This window comes from Lutibacter sp. A80 (assembly GCF_022429645.1).
In the GTDB taxonomy this organism is placed as follows: domain Bacteria; phylum Bacteroidota; class Bacteroidia; order Flavobacteriales; family Flavobacteriaceae; genus Lutibacter.
The window spans coordinates 1,691,368-1,707,748 of the sequence record NZ_CP092480.1; the positions used below are offsets into that span (position 1 = coordinate 1,691,368).

The 16,381-nt window shown below is 28.3% G+C and carries 10 protein-coding genes; 8 read left to right on the forward strand and 2 right to left on the reverse strand.

Features of this window, described 5'->3' with window-relative positions:
* Window positions 1-2 precede the first annotated feature (2 nt).
* The 6 genes from MHL31_RS07310 (at window position 3) to MHL31_RS07335 (ending at window position 9,730) form a co-directional block, all read left to right on the forward strand.
* Window positions 3-2,918, forward strand: a complete 2,916-nt coding sequence (locus MHL31_RS07310) for an FAD-binding and (Fe-S)-binding domain-containing protein (RefSeq protein ID WP_240228498.1) — start codon at window positions 3-5, stop codon at window positions 2,916-2,918.
* Window positions 2,918-3,931, forward strand: coding sequence for a dipeptide epimerase (locus tag MHL31_RS07315; RefSeq protein WP_240228499.1), 1,014 nt, complete (start codon window positions 2,918-2,920; stop codon window positions 3,929-3,931). The genes MHL31_RS07310 and MHL31_RS07315 overlap by 1 nt, the downstream gene beginning before the upstream one ends.
* Window positions 3,932-3,943: 12 nt before the next feature.
* Window positions 3,944-6,862 carry a glycoside hydrolase family 3 N-terminal domain-containing protein gene (locus MHL31_RS07320; RefSeq protein ID WP_240228500.1) on the forward strand — a complete coding sequence of 973 codons (2,919 nt, stop codon included), beginning with the start codon at window positions 3,944-3,946 and terminating at the stop codon, window positions 6,860-6,862.
* Window positions 6,863-7,063: 201 nt separating this feature from the next.
* Window positions 7,064-7,312: a uroporphyrinogen decarboxylase gene (locus tag MHL31_RS07325; protein WP_240228502.1), complete on the forward strand. Its 249-nt coding sequence runs from the start codon at window positions 7,064-7,066 to the stop codon at window positions 7,310-7,312.
* A gap of 13 nt (window positions 7,313-7,325) precedes the next feature.
* On the forward strand, window positions 7,326-8,423 hold the full coding sequence (locus MHL31_RS07330; protein WP_240228504.1) for a glycosyltransferase: 1,098 nt from the start codon (window positions 7,326-7,328) through the stop codon (window positions 8,421-8,423).
* Complete coding sequence (locus MHL31_RS07335) at window positions 8,420-9,730, forward strand: polysaccharide deacetylase family protein (protein ID WP_240228505.1); 1,311 nt, start codon at window positions 8,420-8,422, stop codon at window positions 9,728-9,730. The genes MHL31_RS07330 and MHL31_RS07335 overlap by 4 nt, the downstream gene beginning before the upstream one ends.
* A gap of 10 nt (window positions 9,731-9,740) precedes the next feature.
* On the opposite strand, the gene MHL31_RS07340 is transcribed toward MHL31_RS07335, so the two are convergent.
* Both MHL31_RS07340 and MHL31_RS07345 read right to left on the reverse strand, forming a co-directional pair.
* Window positions 9,741-10,637 (reverse strand): glycosyltransferase, encoded by an 897-nt coding sequence (locus tag MHL31_RS07340; protein WP_240228507.1) that lies wholly within the window; start codon window positions 10,635-10,637, stop codon window positions 9,741-9,743.
* 2 nt (window positions 10,638-10,639) lie between these two features.
* On the reverse strand, window positions 10,640-11,329 hold the full coding sequence (locus MHL31_RS07345; RefSeq protein ID WP_240228508.1) for a cell division ATP-binding protein FtsE: 690 nt from the start codon (window positions 11,327-11,329) through the stop codon (window positions 10,640-10,642).
* A gap of 215 nt (window positions 11,330-11,544) precedes the next feature.
* Here MHL31_RS07345 and MHL31_RS07350 point away from each other — a divergent pair, with 215 nt between their 5' ends.
* Window positions 11,545-14,562, forward strand: coding sequence for a tetratricopeptide repeat protein (locus MHL31_RS07350; RefSeq protein ID WP_240228509.1), 3,018 nt, complete (start codon window positions 11,545-11,547; stop codon window positions 14,560-14,562).
* Between the two features lie 4 nt (window positions 14,563-14,566).
* Entirely contained in the window at window positions 14,567-16,354 is a 1,788-nt protein-coding gene (locus tag MHL31_RS07355; protein ID WP_240228510.1) for a TonB-dependent receptor, read from the forward strand.
* The last annotated feature ends 27 nt before the right edge of the window (window positions 16,355-16,381 follow it).

Here is a 16,381-nt window from a genome sequence, read left to right on the forward strand (position 1 = left end):
TTATGACTTCCAAAACAATAGATCTAAACTACTTATCGAATTTATTAACTGGAGAAGTTTTTTTTGACAAACTACACAAAAGCATCTATGCCACAGATGCTTCTGTATATAGAAAAATTCCACTTGCAGTTGCCTATCCTAAAAACAATAAAGACTTAAAAACACTTATTAGTTTTGCAACCGAAAACAACATTACTCTAATTCCAAGAGCTGCAGGAACATCATTAGCAGGACAGTGTGTTGGAGATGGTTTAGTTGTAGATATTTCTAAATATTATACAAAAATAGTGGCTTTTAACGAAAAAAATAAAACCGTAACTGTTCAGCCAGGAGTTGTTAGAGATCAACTCAACGATTTTTTAAAACCGTATGGATTATTTTTTGGCCCAAATACCTCCACCAGCAACAGATGTACAATAGGTGGTATGGTTGGTAATAATTCTTCTGGAACAACATCTATAAAATATGGAGTTACAAGAGATAAAGTTTTAGAACTAAAAACTATTTTAAGCGATGGTTCCGAGGCTGTTTTTAACAATCTAAATACTAAAGAGTATTCAAATAAAACAACAAATAACTCATTAGAAAGTAAAATCTACACTACAATTTTTAATGAATTAACGAATGAAGAAACTCAACAAGAAATAAAGAAAGAATTTCCTAAAGAGAATATTCATAGAAGAAATAACGGATATGCTATTGATAAACTTTTAAATTATGAAGGTTTTGGAGGTTCAAATAAACAAATAAATTTAGCTACATTATTAACTGGAAGCGAAGGCACTTTGGCTTTCACTACAGAAATAACATTACAATTAGACGCACTACCACCTTCAAAAAACATAATGGTAGCAGCACATTTCAATAGTATTCAAGAAAGTATGGAAGCTGTTGTAGTTGCAATGAAACATAATTTATTTACCTGCGAACTAATGGATAAAACCATTTTAGATTGCACTAAAAATAATAGAGAACAATTAAAAAATAGATTTTTTGTTGAAGGCGATCCAAAAGCAATATTAATGCTAGAAATTTGTACTGAATCTAATGAAACATCTAACAAATTAGCCGATGCTTTAATTGAAGATTTAAAATCAAAAAATTTCGGATATGCATTCCCTAAATTAGTAAATAACGATATTGACAAGGCTGTAAATCTAAGAAAAGCAGGTTTGGGATTATTAGGTAATATTGTTGGTGATAATAAAGCTGTTGCTTGTATTGAAGATACCGCGGTAGAAGTAAAAGACTTACCAAATTACATTGCTGAATTTACTAAAATGATGAAAGATTTTGGTCAAGAAGCTGTATATTACGCACATGCAGGTGCTGGTGAATTGCACTTACGCCCAATCTTAAATTTAAAAAAACAAGAAGACGTTGCTTTATTTAGAAAAATCACAACAAAAACAGCTCAATTAGTCAAAAAATATGGTGGTTCTTTTAGCGGAGAACACGGAGATGGAATTGTAAGGGCTGAGTTTATCCCTCAAATGATTGGCGCTAAAAATTATGAACTTGTAAAACGTATAAAACAAACATTCGACCCTAATAATGTATTTAATAAAGGAAAAATAGTTGATCCATTCCCAATGGATAAAAACCTACGCTATTCTATAGATAGAAATGAACCTGAAATTGATACAATACAAGATTTTACTGACAGTTTAGGTATTTTAAGGGCAGCCGAAAAGTGTAATGGTTCTGGAGATTGCAGAAAACTTCCTGAGGCTGGAGGCACAATGTGCCCAAGCTACAGAGCTACCCGAAACGAAAAAGACACCACAAGAGCTAGAGCAAATACACTTCGTGAATTTTTGACAAATTCAGACAAAAAAAACAAATTCAATCATAAAGAATTATACGATGTTTTCGATTTATGTTTAAGCTGTAAAGCTTGTGCTAGCGAATGCCCTAGTAATGTTGATGTAGCTGCTTTAAAAGCAGAATTCTTACATCAATATTACAAAGAAAATGGCATCCCATTTAGAACCAAAATGTTTGCAGAAAACGTAAAATGGAACACATTAGGCAGCCTCACTCCTACACTTACTAACTTTATTTTAAATACAACTATTACAAAAAAAATAATGGGAATTGCTCCTAAAAGAAGTATTCCTAATTTAGCTAAAACAACTGTTTACAGCTGGTATAAAAAAAATAAAACAAGATTATTAGCACAACCAACAAAATTTGGTGAATTATATTTATTTGTTGATGAGTTTACCAATCTTTACGATGCAAATATTGGTATAGACACCGTAGAACTATTAACCAAACTAGGCTACAAAGTAAATATTACAAAACACCAAGAAAGCGGTAGAAGCTTTATTTCAAAGGGCGTTTTAGATAAAGCTAAAAAAATAGCTGATTTTAACGTAGATTTTTTTAAAAATAGTATTTCTAAAGAAACACCTTTAATTGGTATGGAACCTTCTGCTATTTTAACTTTTAGAGATGAATATTTAAGACTTGCTAATGACAAAGATGCTGCTAAAAAAATTGCTGAACACACGTATACTATTGAAGAATTTATTAAGCAAGAATTTGAACAAAACAATATTAAATCCAGCAGTTTTACAAACAAAACAGCAACCTTAAAAATACACGGTCATTGTCAGCAAAAATCTTTAAGCAGCACAGAGCCAACTTTTAAAATGCTTTCTATTCCACAAAATTACAAAGTAACAATTATAAACTCTGGATGTTGTGGTATGGCAGGCTCTTTTGGATATGAAAAAGAACATTACAAAATAAGTATGCAAGTTGGAGAAGACACTTTGTTCCCTAAAATTAGAAATTCTGACAGCAAAACTATTATTGCCGCTTCAGGAACAAGTTGCAGACATCAAATTAAAGATGGTACTCAAGTAATTTCAAAACATCCAATAACAATCCTAAGAGAAGCCTTACTATAATGAAATTAATTATACATACATATAATTTAAAATTAAAACATCCATTTACAATATCAAGAGGAACCAGAACCCAAATTCCTTCAATAATTGTTGAACTTAAACACAATGGAGTTTCTGGATTTGGAGAAGCTACAGCAAACCCATACTACAATACAACAACAGAACAATTTAATACCGAACTTGTAGAGAAACGAGACATTATTGAAGTTTTTTCTAATAAAACTCCAGAAGCATACTGGAAATATTTACAACCATACTTTGCCGATAATATGTTTTTACTATGTGCAATTGATGAAGCTTATACGGACTTATATGCACGTTTAAAAGAGTTAAAACTTTACCAATATTGGAATTTAGACCTTGAAAACCTTCCTCAATCAAATTATACAATAGGTATCGATACTGTAGAAAATATGGTTTTAAAAATGAAAGAAAAACCTTGGCCTATTTATAAAATTAAGTTAGGAACACAAGAAGATATTAAAATTGTTACTGAGTTAAGAAAACATTCAAATTCTATATTTAGAATTGATGCCAATTGTGGATGGAATGTAACAGAAACTATTAAAAACTCTATAGAATTAAAAAAATTAGGTGTAGAATTTATAGAACAACCAATTCCTGCAAATGATTGGAGTGGCTCAAGAATTGTTTATGAAAATTCACATTTACCTATAATTGCAGATGAAAGTTGTATTGTTGAAAGCGATGTTCAAAAGTGTTACAAACACTTTCATGGTGTAAATGTAAAATTAATGAAATGCGGAGGTTTAACCCCTGCAAAAAGAATGTTAACCAAAGCAAAAGCTTTGGGCTTAAAAACCATGGTTGGGTGCATGACAGAATCTTCAGTAGGAATTTCAGCAATTGCACATTTAACCCCTATTTTAGATTATGTAGATATGGATGGCGCTTTATTATTAAAAGACGATATTGCTACAGGAGTTACTTTAAATAATGGAAACATTAAATTCTCAAAATTAAACGGAACTGGAGTTCTACTAAACGAATAAAACCATATTAAAATGAAAAAAATAATAATTGTAAGTCTATTCTTATTGCTAACTAAAAGTTACGGGCAACAAATTGATCCTTTAGTAACTACCGACACGGAGAACCAAGAGCAATGGGTTGAAAATATAATGAATAAACTAACATTAGATGAAAAAATAGGCCAACTATTTATGATTCAAGCTTATTCTAATAAAGATAGAAAACACAAGGCCTACATCAAAAAAATGATTAAAAAATATCATGTTGGTGGTCTTATTTTTATGCAAGGAACTCCAGAAAAACAAGCCGAATTAACAAATAGTTTTCAAAAAACTTCTAAAATTCCTTTATTAATAGGTTTCGATGGTGAATGGGGTTTAAATATGCGATTAAAAAACTCGTTCCGTTACCCTTGGAATATGACTTTAGGTGCAGTTCAAAACAATAAATTAATTGAACAATTTGGTGAACAATTAGGTGAACATTGTAAAAGAATTGGAATTCATATAAATTTTGCACCTGTTGTAGATATTAACACAAATCCTGAAAATCCAATTATCGGGAATCGTTCTTTTGGAGAAAACAAACACAATGTTAGCGAAAAAGCTATTGCTTTTACCAATGGTATGCAACGCACTGGAGTTTTAGCAAACGCAAAACATTTTCCAGGACACGGAGACACCTCTACCGATTCTCATAAAACACTCCCTTATTTAGATTTTACACTAGAAAGGTTAGATTCCCTTGAATTATTCCCTTATAAGGAATTATTTAAAACCAATTTAGCCAGTGTAATGGTAGCACATTTAAATGTTCCTGCTTTAGAAACAAAGCCAGGTGTTCCAACATCTATATCTTATAAAGTTATTACAGAACTTTTAAAAGAAAAAATGGGTTATAATGGCTTAATTTTTACAGATGCATTAAATATGAAAGGTGCTGCAAACTATGCTAAACCTGGAGATATTGATCTTGCAGCATTTTTGGCAGGAAATGATATGTTATTAATTCCTGAAGACGTAAAAGCTGCAGTAAAAAAATTGAAAGCAGCTCTTAAAAAGAAACTTTTTACTGAAGAGCGATTAGATGAATCGGTTCGAAAAATTTTAAAAGCCAAATATTGGGCTGGTTTAAACAACTTTCAACCTTTAAAAGAAACAGGAATTCAAGAGGATATTATTACAACAAAAGACAACGTTTTATACAACTCTTTAATGAAAGAAGCTATAACACTTGTTCAAAATAAAAAAACTATTTTACCTATTAAAGACCTATCAAACAGTAAAATTGCCTACGTTAAATTAGGCGATTCTGATAATTTAGATTATACAAATACTCTAAAAAAATACACACAAGTTGATATAGTTACTGAAACAAATTTAACTGAATTACTTAAAAAATTAGAAGCGTATAACACCGTAATTATCGGTTATCATAAATCAAATGAAAACCCTTGGAAAAGTTTTAAAATGAGTGAAAAAGAACTTACGTGGTTACAACGTATTTCTGAAAATAACAATGTAATTTTTAACATTTTTGCTAGTCCTTACACACTTTTAGATATTAACGACTTCAATAATATAGAAGCAGTTTTAGTATCGTATCAAAACAGTAAAGCTTCACAAGAAATTTCAGCACAAATAATTTTTGGTGCATTAGAAGCTAAAGGAAAACTTCCAGTTTCTATTCATAAAACTTTTCCAGAAGGAACAGGAATAACAACCCCAAATTTAATGCGATTGTCTTATACCATTCCCGAAGAAGTTGATATGGATAGTAAATTACTTTCTAAAATAGATTCTTTAACAACTATGGTAGTTGATTCTACAATGGCACCGGGCGGACAAGTTTTAGTTGCTCGTTATGGAAAAGTTGTATATCATAAAAGCTTTGGTTACCATACATACGATAAAAAACAAAAAGTAAAAGTTACCGACTTATATGATTTAGCTTCAGTTACAAAAATTTTAGGAGGTCTTCCAATGATTATGAAAAGTGAAGAGATGGGATTATTTAACTTAGAAACCACTCTTGGTGAGTTTTTACCATATCTAAAAGGTTCTAACAAAGATACCATAACAATGAAAGAAGCTTTATCTCATGTTGGAAAAATTTCACCTTGGATTCCATATTATTTAGAAACAGTAGATAGTATATCTAAAATTCCGTTTAGCAATTTATACAAAACTAAAAAAAGTGAAAATTTTAATATTAAAGTTGCTGAAAACTTATATTTAATCGATTCATATACAGATTCGATTTATAAAAAAATTGCAGAAGTACCACAAAGAAAAACGGAAGGTTATAAATATAGTGGTCTTTTATTTTATTTATTTAAAAAATATATTAAAGACACATTTCATAAAGAAATGGATGAGCTAAATACTGAAAATTTCTATAAACCTTTAGGTTCAAATACACTCACCTACAATCCATTAGAAAAGTTTAACGCAAATGAAATTGCTCCTACAGAGATAGATGATTATTACAGACACCAAACGTTAAGAGGTTATGTTCACGATATGGGAGCAGGAATGATGAATGGCGTTAGTGGTAATGCTGGCTTATTTTCAAATTCTAATGATGTTGCTAAAATCATGCAAATGTACCTACAAAAAGGATTTTATGGAGGTAAAAAATATTTTGAAAGCAAAACCATAGATAAGTTTAACCACAGATATTATGAGAAAGATAGTATAAGAAGAGGACTTGGATTTGATAAACCTAGCTTAGACCCAGAAATTAAAGCAAGTAGTAAATACGCTTCTTCTAATAGTTTTGGACATAGTGGATTTACAGGGACTTTTGCATGGGCAGATCCAGATAATGGAATTTTGTATGTATTTTTATCTAACAGAGTTCACCCTATTATGAGTAATAATAAACTCGGAGAAAAAGATATAAGAAGTGAAATTCATAATTTAATATACGAAGCTATAAAACAAGAATAAACAATCTTAAAATTTATTTTATGATTTTTTTAACAAAACACATTAATTTTATTTAAATTAATTCGTATATTTGTAGAGATAAGTTGAAAGACTTATCAATCTTTTTCATAGCAATTTTCCTCACTCATTTTTGAGTGAGGTTTCTTTTTTTAGACACCTTCCTTTTTTTCTCATACCTTTGTAAACTATAAATAAAAAAATATGATTTTAAACATTCCATATACTGAATGGGTTGGCTATTTAGCCTCTCTAGCACTTATCATTTCATTTTTAATGAAAAACATTTCAACACTAAGAATTATAAACTCTATTGGTGCAATATTATTTGTGATTTATGGCTTCATGCTAGAAATATCATGGCCTATTATTATCACCAATACTTTTATTTTAATGGCAAATATTTACTATTTAACCATTAAAAGGAAGCAAGCTGTAAAAGAATCAATCTAAAACACTCGAACAATTGAAACGTATAATTGTTTCTGTCACTAACGACTTAACAACAGACCAACGTGTAGCTAAAGTTTGCAATACTTTAACTAAAATGGGGTTTAGCGTGTTACTGATTGGTAGAAAATTAAAAAACAGTGAAAATATAAATAGACAGTACGATACATTTCGATTTAAACTTATATTTAATAAAGGTTTTTTGTTTTATGCAGAATACAATTTGCGTTTATTTTTTAAATTATTTTTTTTAAAAAAAGATATTTTATTAAGTAATGATTTAGACACCTTATTACCAAACTTTCTAACTAGTAAAATTTTTAAAATAAAATTAGTTTATGATAGTCACGAACTTTTTACTGAAGTTCCTGAATTAATTAACAGGCCATTTATTCAAAAATGCTGGTTAACAATTGAAAAGAATATATTACCAAATATTAAAAACTGTTATACGGTAAGCGACTCAATTAAAAACTATTATAACTTAAAATATAAAACTGATTTTATAACGATTCGAAATTTACCCATTACAATTAATAGCACTCTAAAAAAAGAACTCCCTTTTAATATAAAAAACAAAAAAATTATTTTATACCAAGGAGCTATCAATAAAGCACGTGGATTGGAATTAATGATTACAACAATGCAATTTATTGAAAATACTATTTTTGTAATTATTGGCAGTGGTGATATTGAAAAAGACTTGATTAAACAATTAAAGGTTTTAAATTTGGAAGAAAAAGTTAAACTAATTCCAAAACAATCGCCTAAAGAACTTCAGAAAATAACACCTTTAGCAGATTTAGGTATAAGCATTGAAGAGGACTTTGGTTTAAATTATAAATTCGCTTTACCTAATAAAATATTTGATTATATTCATGCAAAAGTTCCTGTACTGGTTTCAGACTTACCTGAAATGAAAAACATTATCCAAAAGCATAACGTTGGTGAAGTTATAAAAGATAGAAATCCAAAAAAATTAGCAAATCAAATTACAACTATTCTACAAAAAGATAAAGCATTTTATAATTCCAATCTAGAAAATGCAAAAAAAACACTTAATTGGGAAAACGAAAGTGAACACTTAAAAAAAATATTTAGCAATTTAAAATGATTGTTGTTTACACCGATAAAATATCAAATAGACTAACTTATACTTTAAACGTAATATTTAAAAGTATCTTAATGGTCAATTATTCATTTGTAAATTTTGAAACCTTTAAAAACTGCAAAGATTCGGTTAAAATAAATTACAGTAACCGTGTAATAAATAATTGTATTTCAATAAAACCGCATTCAATTCTTTTTGAAAACAATTTAAAAAAACAAATAATTAAAGTTGATTGGATTAAAAACATACCATATTATTTTAAGACATCTGAAAACACAGATTTTAATTACGATATTTTTGCAAGTACGTTTTATATAGTAAGTAGATACGAAGAATATTTTAAAACTGAACTCGACTGCCACAACAGATTTAAAGCTGAAAATTCACTTGCTTTTAAAAACAACTTTTTAGAAATACCTATTGCTAATTTATGGGCTCAAGAATTAAAAAAAGAAATTGTAGAAAAGTATCAGAATATTAGTTTCCCTAAATTAAACTATAGATTTATAAACACAATAGACATAGATGTTGCTTACGCATACAAAGGAAAGGGCTTAGTGCGTTTTACCGGAGGTTTTTTAAAAGCGATGCTTAAACTTAATTTTTCGGAAGTTATAAACAGATGTAATTACCTATTAAAAAATAAAGATATTTTTAACACCTATTCTAAAATTATTAAGCTTCAAAAAAAACATAACACAGAAAATTACTACTTTATAAATTTAGGTGATAACAAAAAATTCGATAAAAACATATCTTATAAAAAAAAGGCCTTAATTCAATTAATAGAACAATTAAATACTGAATTAAACACCACTATTGGAATTCATCCTTCGTATGCATCAAATTTTGAATATCCAAAAATTAAGATTGAAAAAGAACGATTAGAAAAAATCACAAAAAAACAAATAACAAAAAGTAGGCAACATTTTTTATTATTAAAACATCCTGAAACTTACCAACAGCTTATTAATTATGGCATTACACACGACTACACAATGGGTTATGCCAGTAAAGTAGGTTTTAGAGCAGGAATTTGTAATACCTATCCGTTTTTTGACATTTTTAAAAACAAGCAAGAAAAATTGCTTATCACTCCCTTTCAAATTATGGATGGCACTTTAAATAAATACGAAAATTTAAGTCCAGAACAAGCTACTAAAAAAATTAAAGAAATTAGTACTGTTATTAAAAATGTAAATGGGACATTTGTAACACTTTGGCATAATTCCTCTTTAAGTGAAAAAAATGAATGGGAAAACTGGACAGAAGTTTATGAAAACTTACTTATAAATACTAAAGAGAATTAGAAACTTATTTTTATTTTTTACTAGCATAGATTTTACAAAAATACCCTAACTTATAAATATCGAATAAAAACAAAGAAGGGCTTTTACTTAACAAATTATATCTTAGTATTCTTTCAAAAATCTTAAAAAACACAGAAACAATCCAAATTAACTTTAGATTTCTTAAAAGCCTAAAAACTTTTATTATTTTCAAATTTTCACCATTTAAAATCCCTTTTAAATTTAAATAAGTTAAATTCCTAATAGCTTCTCTAGTCTTATTTAGAAAAACCAAACTATTCTCAATTCCTAAGTGAAAAACAGGGTTTTTAATATGTAAAATTACAATTGAATTCAACTTTAAATCTTCAATAAAAAGAACATCTTCATAACCATAATCAACAATATTTTCATTAAATTTTAAACTGTTAAAAATTGACTTATGGATTAATAAATTAGCTCCAGTAACAAATTGATAAGGATTTTTTTTTCTTGTTTCAACAGAAATTTCTTCACGTTTTTTACCATAAACCCACCTTAAAAGTTTTTCTTTTTCAGGTCGTTCGTTTTTATAGACCAAACCTCCACAAAACACTTTAGCTTTCTGCAAGTTTAATAAATCTAAATACGCTTTTATAAAAAATTTATTTTGAGGGAACACATCGGCATCTAAAAACAACAACCAATTATAATTAGCTTTGTTTACTAATAAATTTCTTATTTTACTTCTACCAATATTGTTTTTTAATGAAATTAATTGTGTATTTGAAAACAGATTAATCGACTTGTTTTCTTGTACAAATTCAGTTGAAGCATCGCAAATACAAATTATTTCATAATTAATATTCACTTGTTCCAGTTGTTGATGAATAGTTTCAACAAGAGTTGTTGTATTGTAATTAAATATTGGAATTAATACTGAAATCATTATTACGAAGCTCCCTTCTGCTGCACAACCTCAAACAATTCTCCACCTTCACATTTAATAGTTTTATGTGGATATTTTAAAATAAGTGCATAATCATGAGTTGCCATTAAAATAGTTTTTCCGGCATTGTGTATTTCATTTAATACGTTCATAACACCTACAGAAGTTGCTGGGTCTAAATTTCCAGTTGGCTCATCGGCTAAAATTAAATCTGGATCATTTAACAAAGCCCGTGCAATTGCAACACGCTGTTGTTCTCCACCAGATAGTTGAAAAGCCATTTTAAAACCTTTAGTTTCCATACCAACTTTAGCTAATACCTCATTAATTTTAGATTCTATTTTAGAAGCATCTTTCCAACCAGTTGCTTTTAAAACAAATTTTAAATTTTCGAATACATTTCTATCATTCAATAATTTAAAATCCTGAAAAACAATTCCTAATTTTCTACGTAAAAATGGAATTTCCTTTTCTTTTAGCGTATTTAAATCAAAACCTACAATTTTACCTATTCCTTTATCTAAATTTAAATCTCCATATAAAGTTTTCATTAAACTACTTTTCCCACTTCCTGTTTTACCAATTAAATACACAAATTCACCCGTATTTATTGTAAGGTTTACATTAGATAGAACTAAATTTTCACGTTGAAAAATTTCAGCATTTTGTAAGGAAAGTATCGCTTCTGACATTTAAAAATGATTTTTAACAAATCTATATATTTAATTATAATTTTTCAACATCTAAACAACTAATAATTAATTAATTTAAAATTGCACAATTAAAATTTAAAATTTAAGGTATAGTTTTTGTTATATTTATTTAATAAAAAAACGAATTGCATATGCAATTTTGAAAAAAAATTGCGTTATTAGATTATAGTTTTAAACTTTCAATTTTTATTAGAATGAATTATAAAAATAGTGTATTACCTTTTATCATATTTTTTATCTTCGGAGTTGCTACAGCTCAAAAATCAGCTATTTACACCAACCCTCTTAAAGAATACAATCACGCAGTTGAATTATATCAAAACAAAGCATATGTTGCTGCTCAACACAAATTTAATGCCCTAACAAGCGAATTTGACACTACATCTGAGCTAAAAGCGAATTGCGAATATTATGCTGCCAATTGTGCTATTGTTTTAGGACAACGAAATTCTGATGATTTAATGCAAGAATTTGTTGATAAATACCCAACAAGTAACAAAAGAAATGGCGCATTTTTAGATGTTGCAAATTATTATTTTAAAGTTGGTAAATATTCATATGCCTCAAAATGGTATAAAAAAGTAAATACCACAAACCTATCTTTAAAACAAGAAGAAACCTATAACTTTAAATATGCATATTCTTTGTTTGCAACTAAAAATTATAGCGAATCTAAAAATTATTTCATAAACCTATTAGACTCTCAAGAATATGGCGCTCAAGCTAAATACTACTATGGGTTTATTGCTTACAATCAAGATGATTACGATACTGCTGGAAAATATTTAGAAGAGGTTGAAGATGATACTTCATTTAAAAAAAATGTGTCTTATTATTTAGCAGACATGAATTTTAAATTAGGAAAATTTGAATTAGCTATTGAAAAAGGTGAACCTTTATTAGAAAGAGCTAGAGGATTAGAACATTCTGAAATTTCTAAAATTGTAGGTGAAAGCTATTTTAACCTTCATAAATATGATGAGGCTATTCCTCATTTAAAAAACTACAAAGGAAAACGTGGAAAGTGGAACAATACCGATTATTATTTATTGGGATATTCGTACTACAAACAAAACGATTTTGAAAATGCTATAAACAATTTCAATAAAATAATTGATGGTAATAATGGTGTAGCTCAAAACGCATACTATCACTTAGCTGAATGTTACTTAAAGTTAGAACAAAAAAATGAAGCTTTAAATGCTTTTAGAAATGCAGCTCAAATGAAATTTGAACCTGAAATTCAAAAAGATGCTTGGTTAAATTATGCTAAACTTAGTTACCAAATAGGGAATCCTTATAAAAGTGTCCCAGAAGTATTGCAAGAATATATAGAATTGTATCCAAAATCTGTTCATAAAGATGAAATTGACAACCTTATAATTAGTGCCTATATTACTTCTAAAGATTACAAAGGAGCTCTAGAATTTTTAAAAAACAAAAAAGGAACAAAGGAACAAGCCTTATTTCAAAAAGTTGCATTTTATAGAGGCTCAGAACTTTTTTCTGAAGGAGCTTACAGTCAAGCTAAAGAAAACTTTGAAAATTCTTTAACGGTAGCCTTAGATGAAACTATTACGGCAAAAGCAACTTTTTGGAAAGGAGAAACCAACCATAGATTAAATAATTTTAAAGAAGCTTTAAACGATTTTAATACATTTAAAGCTAGCTCAAAAGCTTCTAACACCTCAGAATTTGAACAGGTAGATTATAATATTGCCTATGCTTATTTTAAACAAAAAGACTATTCAAATGCTATCAATGCATTTAAAAAATACATCGCTAAAAACACTGGGGATAAAATTAGAACAAATGATAGTTATTTAAGAATTGCTGATGGTTATTTTGTTAATAGCAACTACTCCAATGCTATAAACTACTATAATAAAACCATTGAAATAAATGGAATTGATAAAGATTATGCCCAATTTCAAAAAGCAATTTGTTATGGCTTAACAGGTAATGAAAATTCTAAAATAGAAACTTTAAATTCTTTTTTAAACACACATAAAAAATCTACTTATAGAGATGATGCTTTATATGTTTTAGGAAATTCATACATTAAAAAAGGAGAAAATCAACAAGCTATTACCAGTTTTAATAATCTAATAAATAATTATAAAAGAAGTCCATTAGTATCTAAAGCTTTATTAAAAAAAGGATTAATTTACTACAATACCGATAAAAACGAAGAAGCTTTAACAACTTATAAATCTGTTGTTAGTAGGTTTCCAAATACGGCTGAAGCTAGACAAGCTATAAAAGATGCCCGACAAATTTATGTAGATTTAGGAAATGTTGATGAATATGCGAGATGGATAAAAACTGTTGATTTTGTAAGTGTTTCTGATGCCGATTTAGACAATGATATGTTTGAATCTGCAGAAAAACAATACTTACAAAACAACCACAATAAATCTATTTCAAGTTTTAAAAAATACCTACTAAATTTCCCTAATGGTTTACACGCTTTACAAGCACATTTTTATTTGGCACAATCTTTATTTTCTGAAAACAAACAACAAGAAACCATTCCTCATTACACCTATGTAATAGAGCAACAACAAAATGAATTTACAGAAAGTTCGCTTTCTAGATTGGCTTTAGTTTATTTAGAAAAAAACAATTGGCAAAAGGCAACGCCTATTTTAGAACGCCTTGAAAAAGAAGCTAATTTACCTCAAAATATTACGTTTGCACAATCAAATTTAATGAAAGGTTATTACGAAAACAAAAATTACAACAATGCTGTTTCGTATGCCGAAATGGTATTAAAAAATTCTAAATTAGAAAATCGTATAAAATCTGACGCTCACATTATAATTGCACGTTCAGCTATTAAAACCAATAATGAAACTAAAGCTAGAAATGCTTATAGCGAAGTTGAAAAAATTGCTACAGGAGAATTAAAAGCTGAAGCTCTTTATTACAGTGCTTATTTCGAAAATAAAGATGGAAGCTATCGTGTTTCAAATCAAATAATTCAAAAAATTGCATCAGATTATTCAGCTTATAAATATTGGGCTGCAAAGGGCTTAATAACAATGGCTAATAATTATTTTGAATTAAACGATGCTTTCCAAGCAACTTATATTCTAGAAAGTGTTACAAAAAACTTTGCGCAGTTTACTGATGTGGTTGAAGAAGCTGAAACAGCTTTAAATAAAATTAAAACCGAAGCTGCAAAAACTAACGAATCTGTAAAAAATTAAAATAATGACAAGTTTATTAAATACAACTCACAAACCTTATAAACTTTCAACTTTTAAAATAAAACGTATGCGAAAGCTATTTATAATATCACTCTCTATTTTTACAATTAATAGTGCTTTTTCTCAAGAAACTAAAAAAGACACTTTAAAAACTGAAGAAATTTTAGTAGTAAAACCTTATTCTCCAAAAATTTCAGATGCTTTTAAGGTTAAATCAAACCCTAACATAGATACAGTTGCAACAATAGAAAAAGAGAAAGTAACTTATAGTATTTTTTCAATTCCAGTTGCCTCTACTTTTACCCCTTCAAAAGGTAAAGCAAAAGGTCTTAAAAGAGCTCCAAAAGAACGCTTATTTGAAAATTACGTTTCTGCTGGTTTTGGAAATTTTACCAGTCCACTTTTTGAAGCATATTTACATACTGGAGACCCTAGATATAGCGATTTAGGTATATTTATAAACCACCACTCTTCTGAAGGTGGTATTAAAGATTTACAATTAGACGATAATTTTGCTGATACACGTATCGATGCATTTTATAAATATTTCGACAAATATTACAACTGGCAAATTAATGCAGGTGTACAACGAAAACTTTATAATTATTATGGAACCAACGTAGATTTTGATGAAGCAATTCTTAGCTCTATAGATGAAAAACAAATCTATAAAAACATTTATGTAGGCGGAAATATTGAATTTAAAGAATCCTTTTTTAAAGGAGCTACTGCAGAATTAATGAATTTTTCAGACAATTATAAAAGTAACGAATTTAGATTTAAAATAGCTCCTAAATTAGAATTTCCAATTTCTACTGAATTGATAAATGCCGAGTTTTTAGTTGACTTAGTAAAAGGAAAATTTAAACAAAACTACGTTACAACAGACGATATTAAATATAGCTTTTTAAACTTAGGTGTAAGTCCTAATTTTGAAGTTTTAAGAGATAATTTAACCATTAATCTAGGAGCTAAAATTTATTATTCTAGCGACTTAGATAACAAAACAAATAAATTTTATGCATATCCAAATGTAACAGCGTCATTAAAATTAATAGATGATATTTTTATTTTGGTAGCTGGTGCTACTGGAGATTTAGTACAAAATACTTATCAAAATTACACACTATTAAATCCATATGTTTCACCAACTTTAAACGTTGAGCTAACGGATAAACAATACAAAGCATTTGCTGGAGCTAAGGGAAAACTCGCTTCAAATATTGGTTATAATTTTAATGTAAGTCATACTAACGAGCAAAATAAACCATTATTCCGCCAAAACCCTGCAAACACAGATGGTACACAAAATATTACTCAGGCCTATGAAGCTGGAAATTCTTTTAACGTAATTTACGACAATGTAAAAACACTTGGTTTTTTTGGTGAAATAACAATTGATGCTTCTAAAGAATTTAATTTTACAGGTACAGTTAACTACAATAATTATACAACTGAAAATGAATTAGAGGCTTGGAATTTACCAGAAATTACTGCAACTATTTCTGCAGAATTTCAAAAAAACAAATGGTTTGCAGGTGCTAAATTATTTTATGGAGGAACTACAAAAGATTATGTAACTCCTTTTGAACAACCAGCAGCTACCGGAATAATTATAAAAAATGATTCTTATATAGATTTAAATCTTAATGGTGGTTATATTTTCTCAGACAGATTAACAGCTTTTGCAAAACTAAACAATGCTCTTGGCGAAAAATACGAACCATTTGTAAATTACCAAGTACAACCATTACAAGTTCTTGCTGGTATTACTTATAAATTTGATTTGTAAAATAAATTATCTATTGTTCTAGCTTTT

Bases quoted from the DNA above. Each gene is read 5' to 3' on its own strand.
- MHL31_RS07310 (WP_240228498.1), top strand. From the start codon at position 3: ATGACTTCCAAAACAATAGATCTAAACTACTTATCGAATTTATTAACT.
- MHL31_RS07315 (WP_240228499.1), top strand. From the start codon at position 2,918: ATGAAATTAATTATACATACATATAATTTAAAATTAAAACATCCATTT.
- MHL31_RS07320 (WP_240228500.1), top strand. From the start codon at position 3,944: ATGAAAAAAATAATAATTGTAAGTCTATTCTTATTGCTAACTAAAAGT.
- MHL31_RS07325 (WP_240228502.1), top strand. From the start codon at position 7,064: ATGATTTTAAACATTCCATATACTGAATGGGTTGGCTATTTAGCCTCT.
- MHL31_RS07335 (WP_240228505.1), top strand. From the start codon at position 8,420: ATGATTGTTGTTTACACCGATAAAATATCAAATAGACTAACTTATACT.
- MHL31_RS07340 (WP_240228507.1), bottom strand. From the start codon at position 10,637: ATGATTTCAGTATTAATTCCAATATTTAATTACAATACAACAACTCTT.
- MHL31_RS07345 (WP_240228508.1), bottom strand. From the start codon at position 11,329: ATGTCAGAAGCGATACTTTCCTTACAAAATGCTGAAATTTTTCAACGT.
- MHL31_RS07350 (WP_240228509.1), top strand. From the start codon at position 11,545: ATGAATTATAAAAATAGTGTATTACCTTTTATCATATTTTTTATCTTC.
- MHL31_RS07355 (WP_240228510.1), top strand. From the start codon at position 14,567: ATGACAAGTTTATTAAATACAACTCACAAACCTTATAAACTTTCAACT.